The organism is Sphingomonas glaciei, from assembly GCF_023380025.1.
Taxonomy (GTDB): Bacteria; Pseudomonadota; Alphaproteobacteria; order Sphingomonadales; family Sphingomonadaceae; genus Sphingomicrobium; species Sphingomicrobium glaciei.
Window position 1 is genome coordinate 2,039,810 of record NZ_CP097253.1, and the last position, 21,317, is coordinate 2,061,126.

Sequence of the window (21,317 nt, forward strand, 5' to 3'; positions counted from 1 at the left end):
ATCCCCATGACCGACCTCGTCCCCGTCCGCCGCGCCCTGCTGTCCCTGTCCGACAAGAGCGGCCTCGAAGAGCTTGCGGCCGGGCTGGCGAGCCACGGGATCGAATTGGTCTCGACCGGAGGCACCGCCGCCCGGCTGCGCGAACTCGGCCATCAGGTCCGCGACGTCAGCGAGCTGACCGGCTTTCCCGAGATGATGGACGGACGGGTCAAGACGCTTCATCCCAGCGTCCACGGCGGCTTGTTGGCGGTGCGCGACGATCCAGCCCACGCCGCCGCTGCCGACGACCACGGCATCGGCTACATCGACCTCGTCGTCATTAACCTCTACCCGTTCGAGAAGACGGTAGCCGGCGGCGCCGATCGCGACACGATCATCGAGAATATCGACATCGGCGGGCCCTCGATGGTCCGCTCGGCCGCCAAGAACCACCGCTACGTCGCCTGCCTGACCGACAGCGCCGATTATCCGGCAATGCTGGCCGAGCTTCGCGAGCATGGCGGCGCGACGTCATGGGCACTGCGCAAGCGCCTCGCCGCCGCCGCCTTCGCCCGCACCGCCGCCTACGACAGCGCGATCGCAAGCTGGTTCGCGTTCGCCGACCAGGGCGAGCAGTTGCCCGCGACCCTGCCGCTGGCGATGACCAAGGCCGCCAGTCTCCGCTACGGCGAGAACCCGCACCAGGCCGCGGCGCTCTACGTGCCGCAGGTCGCCGGCAATGCTGGTGTCGCCGGCGCGCGGCAGGTGCAGGGCAAGGAGCTCAGCTACAACAACCTCAACGACGCCGACGCCGCGCTCGAGCTGCTGTCCGAGTTCCGCGACGGCGAGCCGGCCTGCGTCATCGTCAAGCATGCCAACCCCTGCGGTGTCGCCGAAGGCCACACCCTCGCCGAGGCGTACGAGGCCGCCTTCCGCTGCGACAGCGTGTCGGCGTTCGGCGGGATCGTCGCGGTCAACCGCCCGCTCGATGGCGAGACCGCGCGCGCCATCACCGACATCTTCACCGAGGTGGTCATCGCGCCCGACGCCGACGAGGACGCACTGGCGGTGTTCGCGGGCAAGAAGAACCTGCGCCTGCTGGTGGTCGGCAAACTGCCCGATCCGCGCCGGCCCGGCCTGATGGTCAAGAGCATCACCGGCGGGCTGCTGGTGCAGGGCCGCGACAATGGCGTGATAATGCCGTCAGAGCTGAAGGTGGTCACCCGCCGCCAGCCCACCGCCCGCGAGGTGTCCGACTGCCGCTTCGCGTGGACCGTTGCAAAGCACGTCAAGTCGAACGCCATCGTCTATGCCAAGGATGGCGTCACTGCCGGGATCGGCGCGGGTCAGATGAACCGCCGCGATTCGGCACGGATCGCCGCCGCCAAGGCGCGCGAGGCGGCCGAGACCTTCGGCTGGGACCAGCCGCGCACGGTCGGCTCGGCGGTGGCGAGCGACGCCTTCTTCCCCTTCGCCGACGGGCTGCTGGCCGCGGTCGAGGCTGGCGCCACCGCGGTGATCCAGCCCGGCGGCTCGATCCGCGACGACGAGGTGATCGCCGCGGCGGACGATGCGGGCCTGGTGATGCTGTTCACGGGAATGCGCCACTTCCGGCACTGACAGAGCCCCGAGCGCAGCGAAGCTGCGTGAGAGAGGTGGCGTCACGGACGGCCTGCGCGCGAAGCCGCGACAGGACCGACGACGCGAATTCACTTCGCGTCGTCTCGCTTCCGGCTATCGCGCCACGTCCCCGGTCGTTCCCCCCGCCGGCAGGTCGACGGCGATGTCCTTCTTGCGGGTCTTGAACAGCAACCGGTCCTCGGGCCCGAAGCCCTTGATCCAGATAATCAGGCCGAACGCGCCGAGGATGACGGGGATACCGACGACCAGTTCGAGCCATTCGGGCGCCAGCTTGATGACCTGCCCGACGAGAATCGCGGCGGCGGCGGCCCACAACAGCGGCCAGCGCCAGCCGCTGACCGGCGCGCCGAGCAGCCGACCGGCAAGCCGCGACTTGGTCACCGCGGCGAAGCTCAGCGCCAGGCACAAGGCGACGGCGGGCGCGGTCGCCTGCCAGGCGGGCGGCCAGCCGAGGCGGCGGAACAGGAGGATCAGCGCCACGGTCAGCACCGCCTGCAGCGCGAGCATCGCCAGGCTCAGCATCATGTTGCGGTGGCGTGCGATGTAGATCAGCGCGGCTTCACTGGTGGTGGCGGTGGCGGCGATCACTTCGGCGCCGAGCAGAAAGATCAGCGCCGCGGTACCGGCGACGAACACCGGCCCGACCAGCCCCATCACCCCTTCTCCTGGAATGCCGAGTGCCAATGCGACCGCCGCCTGCGCCGCGATCACCCAGAAGCCGACCTGCCGGATCTGCCGCGCGACCCCGACCCGGTCGCCTTCTTCGAGGCTGCGGCTGATCACGGGCCCGAGGATCGGGTCGAAGCTGGTCTTCAGCTTGCTCGGCAAGGAGGCGACGTTCTGAGCGACATAATAGATGCCCACCAGCGCCGGGGTCGCGAACAGGCCGAGGATGGCGAGGTCGATCCGGCGGCTGGCCCATTCCACCGTGTCGGCGGCGGCGATCGGCATGTAGCGGCGCGCCAGGCCCCAGCTTTCGGCGGGATTGGGCCGCCACCCCACGGCGCGGCCATAGGTCCGGAAGAATGGGATGGCCGACGCGATCAGCGCCCCGATCATCGACAGCGCATAGGCAAAGATCAGCCCGTCACGCTTGGAAATGAAGGCGAAGGCGAAGGCGGCGATGCTGATCGTCCACGGCTCGACGATCGCGCGGGCGCGGACGGTTGCGCCGACGTCGTGACGATAGGCGAGCGCCGCTAGCATGACGTCGCTCCACGCCAGCGCCAGCACCGCAACGGGAAGCAGCCATTCAAGGCCGTAGATGCCCGAATTGGGGAACATCACCCGGGGGAACAGGAACAGCAGCGCCATTCCAACGACCGCCGCCATCAACGCGACCAGCAGGGCGTCCCAGGTGACGCAGACATGCGGCTTTTCGGTCTTGCTTAGTTGCTGGGCGAGCCCGCGCTTGAGGCCGAGGGTCGACAATTGCGCGACGAATTCGACCACCAGCACGGCGTAGGCGAAGCGGCCGAGCGCCTCGGCCCCGTACATCCGCCCGGCAATGAACAGGAACGGCAACCGCGCCGCTAGCCGCAACAGGAAACCGAAGAAGTTGATGCGCCCGCCACGCGCCAGCGCGGCAAGATCCTGGCGACCGGCTTCAGCGGTTTCAGCGCTCAATGCGCGACGCCCCAGTTGGCGCCCCAGCCCACTTCGACGCTGAGCGGCACGTCGAGCGTGACCACCGGCTCACCAGCCGCGGCCATGACGTCACGGATCACCGCCGCCGCACGCTCCTCGTCGCCATGAGGCACTTCGAACACGAGTTCGTCGTGCACCGACAGCAGCATCCGGGTGCCGCTCAGCCCGGCAGCCGCGAGCGCGGCCGGCATCTTGACCATCGCGCGCTTGATGATGTCGGCGCTGGTGCCCTGGATCGGCGCGTTGATCGCCGCCCGCTCGGCTCCCTGGCGCAGGTTCATCACCCCGGAGCGGATGTTGGGGAAATGCGTCTTGCGCCCGAACAGGGTCTGGCTGAACCCGCATTCGCGAACCTGCTGGAGAGTGGTCGAGATATAGCTTTTGATGCCCGGGAAACGCTCGAAATAGCGGTCGATCATGTCCTTGGCCTCGTCCCGGCCGATCCCCATCCGGCCGGCGAGGCCGAAGGCGGAGATGCCGTAGAGGATGGCGAAGTTGATCGTCTTAGCCTTGTTGCGGCTTTCCTTGCCTTCGTCGCCGAACACTTCGCGTGCGGTAATGGTGTGGACGTCGTCGCCCCGCGCAAAGGCCTCCTTCAGCTGCGGCACGTCCGCCATGTGCGCGGCCAGGCGCAGCTCGATCTGGCCATAGTCGGCCGACAGCAGGCTGTGGCCCTCCTCGGCGATAAAGGCGTTGCGGATGCGCGCCCCGATCTCGGTCCGGATCGGGATGTTCTGCAGATTGGGATCGTTCGACGACAGCCGCCCGGTCTGCGCCGCGGCCAGCGCATAGCGGGTGTGGACCCGGCCGGTGCGCGGATCGATCTGGGTCTGCAGCGCGTCGGTATAGGTGACCCTGAGCTTGGTCAGCTGACGCCATTCGAGAACGCGGCGGGCGACCTCCACCCCCTCGGCCTCGAGCCGCTCGAGCTCGGCCTGGTCGGTAGAATAGGCGCCCGACTTGCCCTTGCGTCCGCCCTTCAATCCCAGGCGGTCGTACAGCACCGAGCCGAGCTGCTGCGGCGACCCGATGGTGAAGGGACCGCCGGCGGCCTCGTAGATCACCTCTTCCAGCCGCACTGTCTCGGTCGCGAAGGTCTCCGACAGTTCGGCAAGATAAGCGCGGTCGACCTTGATCCCCTCGCGCTCCATCTGCCCGATCACCGGGACCAGCGGCAGGTCGACCAGGCGGTAGACCCGGGTCGAATTCTCCGCCGCCAGGCGATGCTCGATCCGGTGCCACAGCCGCCACACCATGTCGGCATTCTCGGCGGCATATTCGGTCGCGGCGGCGATCGGCGCGTCGCCGAAGCGGATGGTCTTCTGCCCGGTCCCGCAGACGGCTTTCAGAGGCAGGCAAGCATGCTCGAAATGCCGCTTCACCAATTCGTCGAGGCCGTGGCCGAAGCGCCCGCTGTCGAGCGCGAAGCTGCCCAGCATGACGTCCTCTCCCGCGGCGACGGTGATGCCGAGATCGGCCAGCAGGCGCAGCTGATCCTTGAGGTTGTGGCCGATCTTGAGGACCGACGAATCCTCCAGCAGCGGCTTCAACAACTCCAGGCCTGCCGTCAAGCCGATCTGAGCCGGGCCCTCGCTCAGCAGGTCGCCGCCGCCGTGCCCGAGCGGGACATAGGCCGCGCGGCCCGGCGCCAGCGCGAGGCTGACCCCGGCCAGCCCCTCGGCCAGGCCATGACCGCCATCGCCCTGCAGGTCGATTGCGACCTTGCCCTGCTCGCGGGCTTCGGCAAGCCACTGCTCCAGCGTCGCGGCGTCGGAGATGGTCAAATAGGTCGAACGATCGACGCTGATCGCTTCCGCTTCGCCAGGGCCGGCCGGCAGCGGCGCCGGGGCCGGCCGTTCGCCATTCGACGGCCGCGCGCCCTGTCCAACCATCCGGTTGAGCAGGGTCTTGAAGCCCTGGTCGACCAGGAAGTCGCGCAGTGGCTCTTCGGGAATGTTCTTGAGCTCAAGCGCGTCGAGCGGCTCGGGCAGGTTCATCTCGCACACCAACCGCACCAGCTCACGGCTGAGGCGGGCCGATTCGGCATGCTCGATCAGGTTCTGGCGCAGCTTGGGCTTCTTGATCCCGTCGGCCGCGGCCAGCACCGCTTCCAGGCTGCCATGCTCCTGGATCAATTGGCTGGCGGTCTTCGGCCCGACACCCGGGACGCCGGGAACATTGTCGACGCTGTCGCCCATCAGCGCCAGCACGTCGCCCAGCTGCTCGGGCGGCACGCCGAACTTCTCGACCACTGCCGCACGGTCGAAGCGGCGGTCGTTCATGGTGTCGAGCATGTCGACACTGCCGTCCTCGATCAGCTGCATCAGATCCTTGTCGGAACTGACGATGGTCGTCATCCACCCGTTCTTCTTCGCCTCGGTGACGTAGCAGGCGATGATGTCGTCGGCCTCCAGCCCCGCTTCCTCGATGCAGGGAATCGAGAAAGCCCGGGTCGCAACGCGGATCAGCGGCAGTTGCGGGACAAGGTCCTCGGGCGCGGGCGGGCGGTGCGCCTTATACTGGTCGTACATCTCGTTGCGGAACGAGGAGGACCCCTTGTCGAGGATCACCGCCATGTGGGTCGGCCCGTCGGCCTTGGACAGGCTCTCGGCGAGCTTCCAAAGCATCGCGGTGTAGCCGTAGACCGCGCCGACGTTCATCCCGTGGCGGTTGGTCAGCGGCGGCAGCCGGTGATAGGCGCGGAAGATGTAGCTCGATCCGTCGACGAGATAGAGATGGGGCTGGGCGTCAGGCATGAACGCAGGGCTTTAGCAGGTTCGCTCCCGCAGGAAACGCCCGGCGATAAGCCTGCGCCCCTTTGATCCTGGTCAATGCGGCCGGCCGCGAGGTCGGCCACTCTCCGCGCAACAGACAGGAGAGGTTCGATGACCGACCGTTTCGACAAGCAATTGCTGCTCGCCCGCGGCGAAGTAGTCGCCCCGCCGCAGCAGGCCGATGCGCCCGAACTGCCCTTTTGCAGGGATCGCAACTTCGGCCTACCGCCCGCGCTGCTGCTTGGCGTCTTCGGCTTCTTCTTCGCCTATCTCGCTGTGATGTGGGTGGGCTTCGCGGCCGACGGGCTGGTGCTGCCGATGGCGGTGAACTTCATCTTCGTCGCCGCCTTCGCCTTTGTCCCGGCCAAGTGGGCGACGATGAAGCCTGACCACAAGGTCAAGGCGCTGGACTGGGCGAACTTTCGGGCGCGCGGCATCGATACCGCGACCGGGCCGACGTCGGCGGGGGAAGCGGCAACGCTGGTCCTGCTGCTGCCGGCCTGCATCCTGTTCTGGGGGATCGCCACCACCACCATCGCGGCGCTGGTGTGATCCCCTTGGCTTGCCTCAGGGCAAGCCACCAATCCCCAGCTGCGCGGCGTCGACCAGTTCGATGCCGCGCAAACCATGCCGCCGGATCGCGCCGCTTCGCTCGAGCGCGGAAAGCTGCCGGCTGACCGTCTCTATGGTGAGGCCCAGCAGCCCCGCCACCTCCGCCCGGCTGAGCGGAAGGTCGAAGCGCGCGGCCGGATGGCACGGCGAATCGCTTGCCGCGTCGGCCATTGCCAGCAGGAACGCGGCGACCCGCTCCCGAGCGCTGTGCCGGCCGACCATCGCCATCAGCGAGCGCGCGCCGAACAGATCCTCGGACGAGCGCCGCAGCAGCGCCCGGGCAAGCTCGGGATAGCGCTCCACCGCGGCTTCATAATCCTGGCGGGTGAACAGGCAGACCTCGCTTTGCGTCAGCGCCACTACGTCGAACCGGGCCAGCGGCGCGAACAGCTCGCCGACGAAGCCCGCCGGATGGATCAGGCTGAGGATTCGCTCATGACCCTCGGCATCCGAGGTGCTGATCTTCAGCGCGCCGCGCACCAGGGTCGCGCAGCGGTCGTTGGGCTCGCCTGCCGGGAACAGGGTTTCGCCCGGCGCCAGTATCCGGTGCCGGCCGAGCCGCGCCAGATCCGCCCGCTCCCCCTCGTCCAGCGCCGCACAGGCCGCGCGATCGCGGACCGGACAAGTAGCGCAGGCAAGCGGGCTCGAGGTCATGCCCTCCGCTTAGCCGATTGCCACCGGGGATTGCCACCGCCCGCCCCGCGTCCGATGACACGGGCATGGGTGAGAGATTCGAACGCCACCGGCAGCCTTGGACCGCCGACGAGAACACCAAGCTCCACACGCTGGCGGCCAAGGGCATGGGCCTCAAGGCCATCGCCAAGGCGCTGACCCGAAGCGAGGAAAGCACGCAGGCCCAGGCCAAGGTGCTGAAACTCAAGATCGCCAAAATGCGGTGACTGACCCGGCGCTGGATCAGTCGACCAGCACGGTATCCTTGGCCTGCGCCAGCGTGCGGGGAAAATCGCGGGTGAAGTGCAGCCCGCGGCTCTCGCGGCGGGCGAGGGCGGAGCGGATGATCAGGTCGGCGACCTCGACCAGGTTGCGCAGTTCGATCAGGTCGGGCGTGACCCGGAAGTGGGCGTAATAGTCGGTCACTTCCTGCCGCAGCATGTCGATCCGCCGCTTGGCCCGCTCCAGCCGCTTGGTGGTGCGGACGATCCCAACGTAATTCCACATAAACCGGCGGATCTCGCCCCAGGTCTGGGTGATCACCACTTCCTCGTCGCTGTCGGTAACCCGGCTTTCGTCCCACTCGCGCACCTTGGCCAGCGGCGGCAGTTGCTCCCACCGCTCGAGGATGTCGCGCGCCGCCGCCTGGCCGTACACCAGGCATTCCAGCAGCGAGTTGGAGGCGAGGCGGTTGGCGCCGTGGAGGCCGCTTTCGGTCACTTCGCCCGCGGCATACAGCCCCGGTGCGTCGGTCCGCCCGGCCAAGTCCACCACTACCCCGCCGCAGGTGTAATGCTGCGCCGGAACGACTGGGATCGGCCCGGTCGTCATGTCGATGCCAAGGCCGATCAGCTTCTCATAGATGTTGGGGAAGTGGGCGCGGACGAACTCGGGCTCGCGGTGCGAGATGTCGAGGTGGACGTAGTCGAGGCCGTCGCGCTTGATCTCATTGTCGATCGCCCGCGCCACCACGTCGCGCGGGGCAAGCTCGCCGCGCTCGTCATAGTCGGGCATGAAACGGTGCCCGGTCAGCGGATGCTTGAGGATCCCGCCTTCGCCCCGCACCGCCTCGGTGATCAGGAAGTTCTTGGTCTCCAGATGGTAGAGGCAGGTCGGGTGGAACTGCATCATTTCCATGTTGGAGACCCGGCACCCCGCGCGCCAGGCCATGGCGATACCATCGCCCGTCGCTCCCCGCGGGGCGGTTGAATAGAGATACACCCGCCCTGCCCCGCCGGTGGCGAGGATGGTCGCGCGAGCGGTCAGCGTCTCGACCTTTCGGGTCGCGCGGTTGAGCGCATACAGCCCGTGCACCGCCCCGCCGGTCGAGAAACGCTCCTCGTGGCGACCGGTGATCAGGTCGATCGCCACCATGTCAGGCAGCAAGGTGATGTTGGGATTGGCGGCGGCGGCGCGTTCCAGCGCCTGTTGCACCGCCCAGCCGGTGGCGTCGGCGACATGCACGATCCGGCGGTGGCTGTGCCCGCCCTCGCGGGTAAGGTGAAGCGCGCCATCTTCCTGCGCGAAGGGCACGCCGAGCTCGATCAGCCGCTCGATCGCGGCGGGCGCGGCGCCGACCACATGCTCGACCACGTGCCGGTCGTTGAGCCCGGCACCGGCCACCATCGTGTCCTCGACATGCGCCTCGAAGCTGTCGCCTTCCTCAAGCACCGCCGCGATCCCGCCCTGCGCCCAGCCGGTCGCGCCGTCGCTGAGAGGGCCCTTGGCGATTACCGCCACCTTTTTGTCGGTGGCGAGGTTGAGCGCCGCGGTCAGCCCGGCGGCGCCTGAACCGATCACCAGGATATCGAACTGCCGGACCATGCACTCTCCTCTGCGGCCGGGCTTAAGCCGGGTGCTGAGCGAAAGTATAGCGATCGGGCGAAACGGCGGACGCTTTACGCCTCGCACCAGAGCGGACCAGTTTTGTCTCATTTCGGGAATTCATCGACCGTCGCGATCGCATTAATTTTTTGCTAACAATGTCAGCGACTCGATGAGTTAACCGAAATCATAGTCTGGGGGTTCAGATGAAGCTTGCACTTACCGGCGCCGCGCTGGCGCTCACGATCACCGCCACTCCCGCGAGTGCAGCCACCAATCTTCTGACCAACGGCAGCTTCGAAAGCGGCTTCACCGGCTGGACCCAGAGCCTTTCCGGTATGCCGGTCGGCACCGCTCCGGTCGTGATCGCCTATAACCAGGCATCGCAATATCCGACCGGTGCCTTCGGCGAAGCCATCGGCACCAACACCGTCACGAGCGCAAGCCCCGATGCGGTCGGCAACAGCCTGGCCTATTTCTCGTCGGACACGGCGAACCCGCACTCGCTGTCGCAGCTGGTGAATCTCGTTGCAGGCACCGTTTACAACATCGGCTTCGATTATTACGTGCCGCGCAACGGCTACGATAATCCGTTCGACGCGACCCTCGGCTTCACGGTCGGCGGGACGGCGGTCGGAACGACGCTGTCGGCGGGCAGCCCTTCGGGCACCCCGGTTGCGAGCTGGCAGAACTTCGCCACCTCCTTCACCGCGACGTCGAGTGGGCCGCAGTCGGTGGCCTTCAACTTCCGTGGTGGCGGCGTGACCGCGGCCGACTTCGGGGTCGATCGCGTCTACGTCACTGCCGCTGTTCCTGAGCCCGGCACCTGGGCCCTGATGCTGTTCGGCTTCGGCGCCGTAGGGGTGGCGATGCGTCGCCGCCGTCCGCTGCTGCAGATGGCCTGAACCCAGTTTCAAGCTTGAGAATTAATGGCCCGGCCCTCTCACGAGGGTCGGGTCATTTGCTTCTGGTCAGGCTCAGGAACACATCCTCGAGGTCGGGCTCGCGGGTCACCACGTCTACGATGCCGAGGCCGTCGCGCTGCAGCGCCGCCAGCACCTCGCCCGCATTCACCTTGTCCTTCTGATAGGTGATGGCCAGGCTGCGACTGCCTTCCAGCATCACCCGGTCGAAGCAGATGTTGGCCGGCACCTCGTCCAGGTCGCGGTCGACCGTCACCACCACATTCTTTTCCTGCGCGCGCGACAGCAAGGTCTTGGTCGGCTCGTTCGCCACCACCTTGCCGTGGTTGATGATCGCGATCCGCTCGCACAATTGCTCGGCTTCCTCGAGATAATGGGTGGTGAGGATCACCGTCGCGCCGCGCGCATGAAGCTCCTTCACATAGGCCCACAGTTGCTGGCGAAGCTCGATGTCGACCCCGGCGGTTGGCTCGTCGAGCACCAGGATCGGCGGCGAATGGACCATCGCCTTGGCCACCAGCAGCCGCCGCTTCATGCCCCCCGACAGGGTCCGGCTATAGGCATGCGCCTTGTCGGTCAGCCCCATCGCGGCGAGCAGCTCGTCACTGCGCCGCTCCCGCGGCGGAACGCCGTACAACCCGGCCTGGATCTCCAGCGCCTCACGCGGGGTGAAGAAGGGATCGAACAGGATCTCCTGAGGCACGATGCCGATCGACAGCTTGGCGTTGCGCGGGTGCTGGTCGATGTCGAAGCCCCAGATGTCGACCTTGCCCTCGGTCTTGCCGACCAGCCCGGCGAGGATGTTGATAAGGGTCGACTTGCCCGCGCCATTTGGCCCGAGCAGCCCGAAGAACCCGCCCTGCCTGACTTCCAGCGAGACTCCGTCCAGCGCACGCTTGCCGCCGGCATAGGTCTTGCCGAGATTGTCGATTCGGATGGCCGGTGCGTCGCTCTGGTTCATGGGTCGATTCGCTTAGCGATGCGCCCGCCCGCAAGGAAGCTGAACTGGTGAATCGGCTATTTACCTTACCTCGTAGGGTGGACTTGACGTTAACCAGCTTAAGCCGCTGACCCATGGGGCCGCTTCGCACCTTTCTGTTCCTGGCTGCCCTTGCGGTGCTGCCGGCCGCCGCCGGCGCGCAGCAGGTGCCTCGTGAATCGGCGGTGCCGCGCGCGGTGGCGGGTACAGCCCTGATCTATCCGCTGACCCTGGTCACCCGCGGCAATCTCGACTTCGGACTGGTCGCCTCGACCGGGGCCGGGACGGTGGTTATGAATCCCAACACCGGCGGCGTCACCACTACCGGCCTGGTCACCTCGCTTGGCGGAAATCCGCGGCCGGCGAGTTTCGTCGGTGCTGCCCGCAGCGCGTCGGTGGTGATCATCCGCATCCCCAAGTCGCCGATCACCATTCGCCGTGCGGGCGGGACCGAGACCATGGTGGTGCGCGACTTCACGTTGCAGGGTCAGGACAAACGGACGCTGGCCAGGATGGAGGCGTTCGACTTCAATGTCGGGGCCACGTTGGTAGTCGCGGCCGGGCAAGCCGAGGGCGTCTATTCCGGCGAATTCGACGTCACCGTTCAATATCCCTGACCGGACGCTAATCCTCAATCTTCAGGCTTAACGCGCCCTTGAGCACCCCTCTTCAAGCGGCGTTGAAACGTATTGCACCATTTTGGATGGGTTCAACAAATGTGGGGAACCCAAGGACATGCGCACTTTTCTGACCTTCGCGGCGCTTGCCGCAACGACCGCTTTCGCAACACCGGCCTTTGCCCAGGCGTCGCTTCCGTCGAACAGCTCCGACACCATCGAGGCGACCGCGCTGCTGATCCAGCCGGCCACGCTGCAGGGCATCGACAACCTCGATTTCGGCACCCTGATCGCATCGCCCGCCGCCACCGGCACGGTCTCGATCAATGCCAATGATGCCACCAGCACCCGCGTCTTCAGCGTTTCGGCTGGTACCCTGACCCAGGGCGCCGGTTCGGCACTGCGCGGTCGCCTGATCGGCAACGGCCTCCCGACCCAGGTCGTCAACATCAGCCGCACGTTCCCGGCGGTCCTGGTCAACCAGGACGATCCCACCGCCACCATGCCCTTCTCGGGCGCGCTCAACGCCGATGCCGCCGACGGTTCGGTGACGATCGGCGCGACCGGTGTGTTCTACGTTTACGTGGGCGGGACGCTGACCGTGTCCCCGAACCAGATGCCGGGCCGCTACAGCGGGCTCGTCGAAGTCACTGCCGCCTTTCAATAAGCACCCCACAGCTTATTGAAGCGACGGGAGGCGGTTGCTACCCCACGGGGATTATGCAGCCGCCTCCCGAAGTCGTCACCGTCACCACCAACGCCGTCCATTGCGACGGCAGCGGTGAGGTCAGTCCCGCGCTGGGCCACCCGCGCGTCTTTCTCCGAATCGACGAAAAGGGCTTCGTCGAATGCGGCTATTGCGACCGGCGCTTCGTCCTGAAGGGCGGACCGGCCGACGCGGGTCCCGCCGCCTGAGCCTACCAGGCGCCGCTGAAGGGTCCGCCATCAAGCCATTCGCGAACGCGCCGCCGGGTCGCCGGTGAGGTTGCCTGCGGCAAGTTGCCGGGCGGGAAGAACCCCGCCTCGCTGACTTCGTGCCCGTCGATCCGCAGCGGCTGGTCGGTGGTGCCGTGGAACAGAGCGATGTGGTCGCGCTTGCCCTCTGCACTCGTTTGATAGTCGCCAAGGTGCCGCAGCAATGCATCGGCGATCCCCACTTCCTCCGCCAGCTCCCGCCGTGCCGCCGCCAGCGGCTCCTCGCGCCGGGCGATCCCGCCGCCCGGAAGCACGAATAGCCCGGTGTCGCCGTAGCCATTGCGGATCAGCAGCAGTTCGCTGCGACGATTGAACAGCATCACCTTCACGCCTCTTGTGTGCAGCCGGAGCAAGCCGATCAAGCGGCGCCGGAGCGACCAGCCGAACTGGAGAAGGCGGTTCATGCCCGCAGCCTAGATCGCCGCGCCTCCGCCGCAAGCTGTTGGTCGCGGCGCTTGCCGAGCCTATATGTCAGGGGATGACTGAACTCACCGACCCGCGCCGCTTCCTCTACTCTGCCGGCCTCGATCCCGACGAGGCCCGCCGCCTCGCCTCCCGCCACCTTTCGGCGCACGACGACGGCGAGCTCTACCTCCAGTATCGCCGAAGCGAGGCGTTCGGGTTCGACGACGGGCGGCTCAAGACCGCCGATTATCATGTCGGCCAGGGTTTCGGCCTGCGCGGGGTCAGCGGCGAGGCGACCGCCTTTGCCCATGCCAACGAATTGAGCGCCGCCGCCATCGACCGCGCCGCCGAGACCTTGCGCCTGCTGACCCCCGGTGGCCGCCCGACCGCGGCACCGCCGCGCACCAACCGCGCCCAATATGGCAGCGAGGATCCGCTCGGCGCCCTGCCCTTCGCCGACAAGGTCGCCCTGTGCCAGACGATCGACGCCGCCGCCCGCGCCCGCGATCCGAAGGTGGTCCAGGTCAGCGTCGGCCTGCAGGCGAGCTGGTCGGTGGTCGAGATCGTCCGCGCCGACGGCTTCGTCGCCACCGACATCCGCCCGCTGGTCCGGCTCAACGTCTCGATCGTCGCCGAAAAGGAAGGCCGCCGCGAAACCGGCTTCCACGGGGTCGGCGGGCGCTACGACATGAACCGCCTGTTCGATCCCGCGACCTGGAACCGGGCGATCGACATCGCGCTCGACCAGGCGCTGGTGAACCTCGATGCCGTCGCCGCGCCGGCGGGCGAGCTGACCGTGGTCTGCGGCCCCGGCTGGCCCGGCGTCCTGCTGCACGAAGCGGTCGGCCATACGCTGGAAGGCGACTTCAACCGCAAGGGCCAGAGCGCCTTCTCCGGCCGGCTCGGCACCCGCGTCGCGGCGCCCGGCGTCACCGTGGTCGACGATGGCGCGATGCACGAACGGCGCGGAAGCCTGTCGATCGACGACGAGGGCACCCCGACCGGCCGCACCACCCTGATCGAGGACGGGATCCTGGTCGGCTACCTGCAGGACCGGCTCAACGCCCGGCTGATGGGGGTCGCCCCGACCGGCAACGGCCGTCGCGAAAGCTTCGCCCACGCGCCGATGCCGCGGATGACCAACACCTTCATGCTCGGTGGTAGCGACGATCCGGCCGAGCTGCTGGTCCGGGTCAAGGACGGCATCTACGCCAAGAGTTTCGGTGGCGGACAGGTCGACATCACCAGCGGCAAGTTCGTCTTCTCCTGCACCGAGGCCTATCGCATCCGCGGCGGCAAGCTGGCCGAGCCGTTGAAGGGCGCGACCCTGATCGGCGACGGGCCGACCGTGCTGACCCGGGTCAAGGGCATCGGCAACGACCTCGAACTCGACGAAGGCGTCGGCATCTGCGGCAAGGGCGGGCAGAGCGTGCCGGCGGGCGTCGGTCAGCCGACCCTGTTGATCGAGGGCCTTACCGTGGGCGGCACCGCCTGAGCCTGGTCGAGCTCGCGCGCTTCACCACCCGGGTCGAGGCCGACCTGGCGCGGATGCTGCTGGAGAGCCACGGGATCGACAGCATCCTGTTCGATGCCGAAGTGCACAGCTACCTTGGCGTCGGCGCGCTGATGCCGGTCCGACTGATGGCGCTCGACGAAGACAGCGCGGACGCCCGCGCGATCCTCACAGAAGGTGATCTACTGCCGCCAGGCTGAAGCCGGCGCCGTGCGCCTTTTCCTCCAGCTCCTCGCGCGGCACGCCTTCTTCGCGGCAGGCTACCGCCCAGGCCAGCGTCGAGCGCATGCCCGAACGGCAATAGGCCAGCATCTTTCCATCGCCGAGTTCGCTGCGCGCCGAGACCATCTCCTCGATCTGCGCCGGGCCCATGCCGCGGGCGATCGGGATATGGCGATAATCAATCCCCGCCGCCTCCGCCGCCGCCTCGATCTCGGCACTGGTCGGCTGGCCGGGGTCCTCGCCGTCGGGGCGATTGTTGACGATCATGGTGACGCCATGACGCCGCGCTTCCTCCAGATCGGCGATGCTGATCTGGCCCGACACCAGGGTATGCTCGTCGAGCGGCTTGAACTCGGTCATTCCTGGCTTCCTTTTCCATGGCGGGCCGTGGCCCACCTTAGCCGTGACTGCGCACCACGCCCAGCATTGCCTCGCCATAGCGTTCCAGCTTGGCCGCGCCGACGCCCTGCACGCGGCCGAGCTCGGCCAGCGATCCCGGTCGCGCCGCCGCAATCTCGCGCAGGGTCGAATCGTGGAAGACGACATAGGGCGGCACTGCGCTTTCCTTGGCCAGCCGGCGCCGCTCCTCGCGCAGCGCATCGAACAGGGGATCTGCCGGGCCGTCGGCGACCTCGCCCCGGCGGCGGCGCGGCTTCTTGGGCGGCGGCAGCGCGATTCGCACTTCTTCGCCACCTTTGAGGATCCCGCGCGCGCCCGGCCCGAAGCTGAGGCCGCCATAAGCGTCGGCCCGCAGCGCATCGCGAGCGATCAGGGCGCGGGCAACCGGCTGGACCATCGCCAATTCGTCGGCGGTGCAAATGCCGAACACGCTCAACTGGTGATGGTTATTGGAGAACACCTTGTCGGTTTCTTTGCCCGCTAGCACGTCGACCAGATGCCCGACCCCGAACCGCATCTCGGTTCGGAAGGCGGCCGACAGCAATTTGCGGGCGACTTCGGTCACCTCCACCGTCGCCGGCGGATTGAGGCAATTGTCGCAATTGCCGCACTGCTCGGGCGGGTCCTCGCCGAAATGGCGCAGCAGGATGGCACGGCGGCAGGCGGTGGACTCCACGAACGCGGCCAGGCTGGCCAGTCGATTGCGCTCCTCGCCTTGGCGCTCGGCTGGCACTTCCTCGATCCGCTGCCGGGCGAGCGCAAAGTCCTTGGCCGCCCACAACAGATGCGCCTCGGCCGGCTCCCCGTCGCGCCCGGCGCGGCCGGTTTCCTGATAATAGGCTTCGATCGACTTGGGCGTGCCGGCGTGGATCACCGTCCTGACGTCGGGCTTGTCGATCCCCATCCCGAACGCGATCGTCGCCGCCATCACCATTTCTTCCGATGCGACGAACGCGGCCTGGTTGGCGGCGCGCACCGACGCATCGAGCCCGGCATGATAGGGGAGCGCCGGGCGCCCGCTGGCGGCGATCTGCGCAGCCAGGCTCTCAGTTTCGCGCCGGCTCGGGGCGTAGACGATGGCCGGACCCGGCCGCTCGGCCAGCAGCGCCAGTATCTGCCGCCCACCGCTGTCACGGTCGCGGATGTGATAGCGAATGTTGGGCCGGTCGAAGCCGGACACGATCAGCCCGTCCTCGGGGATGCCGAGCTGGACCAATATGTCGGCGCGGGTGCGCGGATCGGCGGTGGCGGTCAGCGCCAGCCGCGGCAGTTCGGCATGATCGTCGAGCAGCCCGCGCAGCAGGCGATAATCGGGGCGGAAGTCATGCCCCCACTCGCTGACGCAATGCGCCTCGTCGATCGCGATCATCGACAGCGGCACCCGGTCGATCAGCCGCCGGAAGCCCTCGCCATTGGCCCGCTCGGGCGCGACGTAGAGGAGGTCGAGCTCGCCGCCGAGCAACCGCCGCACCACCGCCTCGCGGTCGTCGGCACTGGTCAGCGCCGCCGCCTTGATCCCCAGCGCCTCGGCCGAGCGGATCTGGTCGTGCATCAGCGCGATCAGCGGGCTGATCACCAGCGCCGTCCCCTCCAGCGCCAGCGAGGGCAGCTGGTAGCAGAGCGACTTGCCCGCACCGGTCGGCATGATCGCCAGCGTATGGCGTCCGTCCAGCACGCGGCCGACCACCTGCTCCTGCACCCCGCGGAAGTGGTCGAAGCCAAATACTTGTTTCAAAAGCTGATGCGGGTCGGTCACAGGCGGGCCTTGGCGGCGGGATCCGAGCCACGCAACCTTGTATTGCCGCCCGGCGGCGGTCAAACGTGGCGGAGCGTGCTTCGACTTCGCTCAGCACGAACGAGCTTCAGGAAATCGGCCTTCCACCTCGTTCGTCCTGAGCGGAGCGCCACAGGCGCGCAGTCGAAGGGCGCCGGACAGAGTTGAACAACCACCAATGACCGTCGCCGTCGACATGGGCCTGTCTCCACAAGGCCAGCCCATCACCATCGATCTCGAAGAACTGCTTGCCACCCGCCTGCTCGTCCAGGGCAATTCGGGGTCGGGCAAGTCGCACCTGCTGCGCCGGCTGCTCGAAAAGAGCGCGGGGCAGGTGCAGCAGATCATCATCGATCCCGAAGGCGATTTCGTCACCCTCGCCGGCCCCTACGGCCACCTCGCGATCGAAGCCTCCGAGCATGACCAGAAGGAGATCGCCCGAGCCGCCGCCCGCATCCGCGAGCATCGCGCCTCGGTCGTGCTCAGCCTCGAGGGCCTCGAGGCCGAAGGCCAGATGCGCTGCGCCGCGGCCTTCCTCTCGGCGCTGTTCGAGGCGCCGCGCGATCATTGGTATCCCGCACTGGTGGTGGTCGACGAAGCGCAGCTATTCGCCCCCGCCGGCGGCGGCGAGGTGGCCGAGGACGTCCGCCGCGCCTCGCTGTCAGCGATGACCAATCTGATGTGCCGCGGCCGCAAACGTGGCCTAGCCGGGATCATCGCTACCCAGCGCCTCGCCAAGCTTGCCAAGAACGTCGCCGCCGAAGCGTCGAACTTCCTGATGGGCCGGACCTTCCTCGACATTGACATGGCCCGCGCTGCCGACCTGCTCGGCATGGAGCGGCGGCAAGCCGAAGCGATCCGCGACCTGCCGCGCGGCACCTTCCTCGCGCTCGGCCCCGCCATCTCACGCCGCCCGCTGTCGGTGGCGATCGGCGAGGTCGAGACCCGCGCTCGCTCGATGAGCCCCAAGCTCGTCCCCCTCCCGGCCGCCACCGCGCCCGAGGATCTGCAGGGGCTGCTGTTCCAGCCGAGCCTCGACTTCGACCTTCCGCCGCCTCCCCCCAAGACACCGGCCGCGCCAGCCTCCGAGACCCTGCTCGAGCAACTCGCCGCCAAGCAGACCCCGCGGGCCCCGACCCTTCCGGCCAAGTCCGACGAAGAACAGGCCGACGCGGTCGCCACCGTCCTTGGGGCAATGGTCACCGACAGCGATTCCAGTGGCCGCTCCGCCGCGGTGCTGTTCCAGGACTTCACCGTCCGCCTGCGCATGGCTGGGGTCGCGCCCGCCCCGCTCGACCTCCCGGCCTTCGCCCGCCGCCTGGCAATGGCCCGCGCCGGCATCTTTACCGAGGACCCAGACTGGCAACCGGCGCTCGAGGCGGCGCGCGACCTGCCCGAGGACATGCTCGGCCCGTTCCTGCTCCTCGCCCGCGCCGCCCGCGACCGGCAGCCGACCCCCTCGGACGAGGCGATCGCCCTCAGCTACGGCACCGCCAGTCTCGGCCGCGCCCGCCGACTGCTGAGCTACATCGAAAGCCGCGACCTCATCGTCACCCGCACCGACCTCAGCGGCAAACGCAGCATCGCCATTCCCCGGCTGGGATGGAGCACGGCGGCGGCCTGAGGGCGAAAGTCTGCTTGCGACCCATTGCAGACATAAACAAACCTGTTCGCGCCCTTGGCTCAACCAGCCTTCTTTGCGGGTTTGCTTCTGCTAGCGGCGACAAGCGTCAACCCCGAAACCAACAGAAATCCGTAACCGGCAGCGTACAGCGCGTCGGACGTGAACGAAAAGTTCAGCGCGCGCTGAACAACTACTCCGTCGCCATGAGGAATATACTCTCCCCAAGGCCACTGAAGTAGCTGATAGATTAGCCCTCCTGCCGCAAAGGTCAGGAGTATCGGCAAAGAGAAGCGCTGTCGCTTCGAGTACAGCAACAGAGTCACCACGCTGATGAAAAAGGGAGTGAGATTCAGGACGAAATTTGAGTCGACCACTTGCTCGGGGTGCGGAAAAACCGGCACTTTGAAAAGTTCTGCCAAAGGTGCAAACACAAAAAGAGCTACTGCCACGTAGGCGGCTCCGAAGCCTCTCTCCTTTGCTATGGCTGATCGGCCCTCACTCATCTGAATGTCAGGCATACATGTTTTTGCGATCCTCAAAAAGGCTGGCGTAATTGTCCGCTTTCCACCCAAAGCAGACATTCAGTTGAAACTTGCAATGTAGGAATTCGCTTGCTCAACTCACCATGGCGGTTCGCTGCCAGGCTCTTTTCCTCGTCGATCTTGTAGATGTTCAGGCCAGCCGAACAGGCTGTAGGTCACACCGTGTGACCTTCGCTTTCCGTGCCGAAAGCCTGCAAAACCTGCATTCTTGCGGCTAAAGTCGCACCGCTCGAAGACTTCGCCACCTGTGACCTTTGTGTGAACTACTCCGCCGCCTCGGCCTGCTCGCTCTCGGCCTGCTGGCGGGCCCACATGTCGGCGTAGAGGCTGTTGCGGCGGAGCAACTCGGCGTGGCTGCCTTCTTCCGCCACCCGGCCGCCGGCGAGCACCACGATCCGGTCCGCATCGACCACGGTCGACAGCCGGTGGGCGATGGTGATGGTGGTGCGGCCGGTCGAAACGCCGCGCAGCGTATCGAGGATCGCTTCCTCGGTCCGGCTGTCGAGCGCGCTGGTCGCTTCGTCCAGGATCAGGATCGGCGGGTTCTTGACCAGGGTGCGGGCGATCGCGACGCGCTGCTTCTCGCCGCCCGACAGCTTCAACCCACGCTCGCCGACCCTCGACTCGAACCCGTCGGGCAGCGCGCGGACGAAGGCGTCGAGCGCGGCGCCGGTCGCTGCCTCGGCCACCACCTCGGCGCTCGCCTCGTCACGGCCATAGGCGATGTTGTAGCCGAGCGTGTCGTTGAACAGCACCGTATCCTGCGGCACGATCCCGATCGCCGCGCGCAGCGACGACTGCTTGACCCGCGCGATGTCCTGCCCGTCGATCGTGATCCTTCCGCCCTGCGGATCGTAGAAGCGGAACAGCAGCCGGGCGAGGGTCGACTTGCCCGCGCCGCTCGGGCCGACCACCGCCACCGTCTGCCCGGCGGGCACCTCGAGAGTGACGCCCTTCAAGATCTCGCGCCCGTCCTCGTAGCCGAAGCGGACGTCCTCGAACCGGACATGGCCGCGTTCCACGTGGAGCGGGGGGGCGTTGGCAATGTCCGTCACTTCCTCCGGCGTGTCGAGCAGCCGGAACATCTCGTCCATGTCGGTCAGGCCCTGGCGGATGGTCCGGTAGACCGTGCCGAGCATGTCGAGCGGCCGAAAGAGCTGGGTCAGCAGCGCGTTCACCACCACCAGGTCGCCGGTGCTGAATTGGCCCCGGCTCCACCCCCATACGGTATAGGCCATCGCCCCGCCCATCAGCAGGTTGGTGATCAGGCTCTGCCCGATGTTCATCGCCGCCAGGCTGGTCTCGATCTTGACCGTCGAGCGCGCCAGATTCTCGACCGCCTTGCCGTAGAGCTTGCGCTCCCGCTCCTCGGCGTTGAAATACTTCACCGTCTCGAAGTTGAGCAGGCTGTCGACCGCGCGCGCCGTCGTTGCGGTGTCGTGGCTGGTCCACTCCTCGCGCAGCCGCACGCGCCAGTCGGTGACCGCCTTGGTGAACCAGATGTAGGCGACGACCGCCACCCCGGTCGCGGCGACCAGTCCCGGTCCGAATTCGGTCCAGAACAGCACCGCGACGATGGCGAGCTGGAGGATCGTCGGGGCAAGATTGAACAGCAGGAAGTAGAGCATGATGTCGATGCTCTTCGACCCCCGCTCGATGATCTTCGTTACCGCCCCGGTCCGCCGCTCGAGGTGGAAGCGCAGGCTCAGGCCATGGAGATGGGCAAAGGTCTGCTCCGACAATTGCCGGGTCGCTTCCTGCCCGACCGTCTCGAAGATGCCGTTGCGCAGATTGTCCAGCAGTACTCCGCTGAACCGCGCCAGCGCAAAGGCCGCGACGAGTGCGATCGCAACCGACGCCGCGTCGGGGCTGCCGCCGGTCATCCGGTCGACCGCACCGCCAAACGCCTTGGGCAGGACGATGGTGGTTAGCGTGATCGACGCGACCACCATCACGAACGCGACCACCACGCGCAGCTTCAGCGCCGGCCGCCCTTCCGGCCACAGGAAGGGCAGGAAGCGCAGCAGCACCTTGAAGCCGCTCGGCTCGCGGGCGGTGGAAGGTTCGGTGACGGGCGGGGGCATCGGCCTCCAAGGTAGGGACCCCCGAGGGAAGGCGCAAATGCGGAGCCGAAATGACTGGAACCCCAAGATTATTCCGCCGTTCTACTAGCAAGTCACCTTGCGGGGTTAAGC

20 protein-coding genes are annotated in these 21,317 nt (G+C 67.3%); 10 read left to right on the forward strand and 10 right to left on the reverse strand.

Annotation, left to right across the window (positions count from 1 at the left end; translation table 11 throughout):
* The first annotated feature begins 6 nt into the window (after positions 1-6).
* Positions 7-1,599 carry a bifunctional phosphoribosylaminoimidazolecarboxamide formyltransferase/IMP cyclohydrolase gene (gene purH, locus M1K48_RS09900; RefSeq protein WP_249454858.1) on the forward strand — a complete coding sequence of 531 codons (1,593 nt, stop codon included), beginning with the start codon at positions 7-9 and terminating at the stop codon, positions 1,597-1,599.
* 114 nt (positions 1,600-1,713) lie between these two features.
* On the opposite strand, the gene M1K48_RS09905 is transcribed toward purH, so the two are convergent.
* Positions 1,714-3,246, reverse strand: a complete 1,533-nt coding sequence (locus M1K48_RS09905) for a lipopolysaccharide biosynthesis protein (RefSeq protein ID WP_249454859.1) — start codon at positions 3,244-3,246, stop codon at positions 1,714-1,716.
* Positions 3,243-6,023, reverse strand: coding sequence for a DNA polymerase I (polA, locus tag M1K48_RS09910; protein ID WP_249454861.1), 2,781 nt, complete (start codon positions 6,021-6,023; stop codon positions 3,243-3,245). Before polA ends, M1K48_RS09905 begins: the two co-directional genes overlap by 4 nt.
* 129 nt (positions 6,024-6,152) lie before the next feature.
* Here polA and M1K48_RS09915 point away from each other — a divergent pair, with 129 nt between their 5' ends.
* Positions 6,153-6,593 (forward strand): hypothetical protein, encoded by a 441-nt coding sequence (locus tag M1K48_RS09915; RefSeq protein ID WP_249454864.1) that lies wholly within the window; start codon positions 6,153-6,155, stop codon positions 6,591-6,593.
* 15 nt (positions 6,594-6,608) lie between these two features.
* On the opposite strand, the gene M1K48_RS09920 is transcribed toward M1K48_RS09915, so the two are convergent.
* A complete protein-coding gene (locus M1K48_RS09920) occupies positions 6,609-7,307 on the reverse strand; it encodes a Crp/Fnr family transcriptional regulator (protein WP_249454866.1) in 699 nt (232 codons plus the stop codon).
* Between the two features lie 65 nt (positions 7,308-7,372).
* Here M1K48_RS09920 and M1K48_RS09925 point away from each other — a divergent pair, with 65 nt between their 5' ends.
* Positions 7,373-7,552, forward strand: a complete 180-nt coding sequence (locus M1K48_RS09925; protein WP_168067589.1) for a hypothetical protein — start codon at positions 7,373-7,375, stop codon at positions 7,550-7,552.
* A gap of 16 nt (positions 7,553-7,568) precedes the next feature.
* Here the strand turns inward: M1K48_RS09925 and nadB are convergent, their stop codons facing one another.
* Positions 7,569-9,149 (reverse strand): L-aspartate oxidase, encoded by a 1,581-nt coding sequence (gene nadB / locus M1K48_RS09930; RefSeq protein ID WP_249454868.1) that lies wholly within the window; start codon positions 9,147-9,149, stop codon positions 7,569-7,571.
* Between the two features lie 206 nt (positions 9,150-9,355).
* Here nadB and M1K48_RS09935 point away from each other — a divergent pair, with 206 nt between their 5' ends.
* A complete protein-coding gene (locus tag M1K48_RS09935; protein ID WP_249454870.1) occupies positions 9,356-10,054 on the forward strand; it encodes a PEPxxWA-CTERM sorting domain-containing protein in 699 nt (232 codons plus the stop codon).
* A 52-nt stretch (positions 10,055-10,106) separates the two neighbouring features.
* Here M1K48_RS09935 and M1K48_RS09940 read toward each other — a convergent pair whose 3' ends face one another.
* A complete protein-coding gene (locus tag M1K48_RS09940) occupies positions 10,107-11,033 on the reverse strand; it encodes an ABC transporter ATP-binding protein (protein ID WP_249454872.1) in 927 nt (308 codons plus the stop codon).
* 113 nt (positions 11,034-11,146) lie between these two features.
* Between M1K48_RS09940 and M1K48_RS09945 the strand changes: the two genes are divergently transcribed.
* The 3 genes from M1K48_RS09945 to M1K48_RS09955 all read left to right on the forward strand — a co-directional run bounded on the left by M1K48_RS09945 (position 11,147) and on the right by M1K48_RS09955 (position 12,583).
* A complete protein-coding gene (locus M1K48_RS09945) occupies positions 11,147-11,668 on the forward strand; it encodes a DUF4402 domain-containing protein (RefSeq protein WP_249454874.1) in 522 nt (173 codons plus the stop codon).
* A 118-nt stretch (positions 11,669-11,786) separates the two neighbouring features.
* Positions 11,787-12,335 (forward strand): DUF4402 domain-containing protein, encoded by a 549-nt coding sequence (locus M1K48_RS09950; protein WP_249454878.1) that lies wholly within the window; start codon positions 11,787-11,789, stop codon positions 12,333-12,335.
* Between the two features lie 53 nt (positions 12,336-12,388).
* On the forward strand, positions 12,389-12,583 hold the full coding sequence (locus tag M1K48_RS09955) for a zinc-finger domain-containing protein (RefSeq protein ID WP_249454880.1): 195 nt from the start codon (positions 12,389-12,391) through the stop codon (positions 12,581-12,583).
* Between the two features lie 2 nt (positions 12,584-12,585).
* On the opposite strand, the gene M1K48_RS09960 is transcribed toward M1K48_RS09955, so the two are convergent.
* Complete coding sequence (locus M1K48_RS09960; protein ID WP_249454882.1) at positions 12,586-13,047, reverse strand: NUDIX domain-containing protein; 462 nt, start codon at positions 13,045-13,047, stop codon at positions 12,586-12,588.
* A gap of 74 nt (positions 13,048-13,121) precedes the next feature.
* Between M1K48_RS09960 and tldD the strand changes: the two genes are divergently transcribed.
* Together tldD and M1K48_RS09970 are read left to right on the forward strand one after the other, a co-directional pair.
* Positions 13,122-14,543, forward strand: coding sequence for a metalloprotease TldD (gene tldD, locus M1K48_RS09965; protein ID WP_249454886.1), 1,422 nt, complete (start codon positions 13,122-13,124; stop codon positions 14,541-14,543).
* 53 nt (positions 14,544-14,596) lie between these two features.
* Positions 14,597-14,761, forward strand: a complete 165-nt coding sequence (locus tag M1K48_RS09970; RefSeq protein ID WP_249454888.1) for a putative signal transducing protein — start codon at positions 14,597-14,599, stop codon at positions 14,759-14,761.
* Here M1K48_RS09970 and M1K48_RS09975 read toward each other — a convergent pair.
* Positions 14,730-15,143, reverse strand: a complete 414-nt coding sequence (locus M1K48_RS09975; RefSeq protein ID WP_249454890.1) for a TIGR01244 family sulfur transferase — start codon at positions 15,141-15,143, stop codon at positions 14,730-14,732. The genes M1K48_RS09970 and M1K48_RS09975 overlap by 32 nt on opposite strands.
* Before the next feature lie 37 nt (positions 15,144-15,180).
* Positions 15,181-16,938 (reverse strand): DNA helicase RecQ, encoded by a 1,758-nt coding sequence (gene recQ, locus M1K48_RS09980; RefSeq protein ID WP_249454892.1) that lies wholly within the window; start codon positions 16,936-16,938, stop codon positions 15,181-15,183.
* A 136-nt stretch (positions 16,939-17,074) separates the two neighbouring features.
* Here recQ and M1K48_RS09985 point away from each other — a divergent pair, with 136 nt between their 5' ends.
* The gene (locus tag M1K48_RS09985; RefSeq protein WP_406697354.1) at positions 17,075-18,580 is read left to right on the forward strand and encodes an ATP-binding protein; all 1,506 of its coding nucleotides are present in this window, start codon (positions 17,075-17,077) and stop codon (positions 18,578-18,580) included.
* A gap of 59 nt (positions 18,581-18,639) precedes the next feature.
* Here M1K48_RS09985 and M1K48_RS09990 read toward each other — a convergent pair whose 3' ends face one another.
* Positions 18,640-19,029 (reverse strand): hypothetical protein, encoded by a 390-nt coding sequence (locus tag M1K48_RS09990; protein ID WP_249454895.1) that lies wholly within the window; start codon positions 19,027-19,029, stop codon positions 18,640-18,642.
* Positions 19,030-19,385: 356 nt separating this feature from the next.
* Positions 19,386-21,206, reverse strand: coding sequence for an ABCB family ABC transporter ATP-binding protein/permease (locus M1K48_RS09995; protein ID WP_249454896.1), 1,821 nt, complete (start codon positions 21,204-21,206; stop codon positions 19,386-19,388).
* Positions 21,207-21,317 lie beyond the last annotated feature (111 nt).

Excerpts from the sequence above, each read along its gene's own strand:
- purH (WP_249454858.1), top strand. The coding sequence starts at position 7 with ATGACCGACCTCGTCCCCGTCCGCCGCGCCCTGCTGTCCCTGTCCGAC.
- polA (WP_249454861.1), bottom strand. The coding sequence starts at position 6,023 with ATGCCTGACGCCCAGCCCCATCTCTATCTCGTCGACGGATCGAGCTAC.
- M1K48_RS09915 (WP_249454864.1), top strand. The coding sequence starts at position 6,153 with ATGACCGACCGTTTCGACAAGCAATTGCTGCTCGCCCGCGGCGAAGTA.
- M1K48_RS09920 (WP_249454866.1), bottom strand. The coding sequence starts at position 7,307 with ATGACCTCGAGCCCGCTTGCCTGCGCTACTTGTCCGGTCCGCGATCGC.
- M1K48_RS09925 (WP_168067589.1), top strand. The coding sequence starts at position 7,373 with ATGGGTGAGAGATTCGAACGCCACCGGCAGCCTTGGACCGCCGACGAG.
- nadB (WP_249454868.1), bottom strand. The coding sequence starts at position 9,149 with ATGGTCCGGCAGTTCGATATCCTGGTGATCGGTTCAGGCGCCGCCGGG.
- M1K48_RS09935 (WP_249454870.1), top strand. The coding sequence starts at position 9,356 with ATGAAGCTTGCACTTACCGGCGCCGCGCTGGCGCTCACGATCACCGCC.
- M1K48_RS09940 (WP_249454872.1), bottom strand. The coding sequence starts at position 11,033 with ATGAACCAGAGCGACGCACCGGCCATCCGAATCGACAATCTCGGCAAG.
- M1K48_RS09945 (WP_249454874.1), top strand. The coding sequence starts at position 11,147 with ATGGGGCCGCTTCGCACCTTTCTGTTCCTGGCTGCCCTTGCGGTGCTG.
- M1K48_RS09950 (WP_249454878.1), top strand. The coding sequence starts at position 11,787 with ATGCGCACTTTTCTGACCTTCGCGGCGCTTGCCGCAACGACCGCTTTC.
- M1K48_RS09955 (WP_249454880.1), top strand. The coding sequence starts at position 12,389 with ATGCAGCCGCCTCCCGAAGTCGTCACCGTCACCACCAACGCCGTCCAT.
- M1K48_RS09960 (WP_249454882.1), bottom strand. The coding sequence starts at position 13,047 with ATGAACCGCCTTCTCCAGTTCGGCTGGTCGCTCCGGCGCCGCTTGATC.
- tldD (WP_249454886.1), top strand. The coding sequence starts at position 13,122 with ATGACTGAACTCACCGACCCGCGCCGCTTCCTCTACTCTGCCGGCCTC.
- M1K48_RS09970 (WP_249454888.1), top strand. The coding sequence starts at position 14,597 with ATGCTGCTGGAGAGCCACGGGATCGACAGCATCCTGTTCGATGCCGAA.
- M1K48_RS09975 (WP_249454890.1), bottom strand. The coding sequence starts at position 15,143 with ATGACCGAGTTCAAGCCGCTCGACGAGCATACCCTGGTGTCGGGCCAG.
- M1K48_RS09995 (WP_249454896.1), bottom strand. The coding sequence starts at position 21,206 with ATGCCCCCGCCCGTCACCGAACCTTCCACCGCCCGCGAGCCGAGCGGC.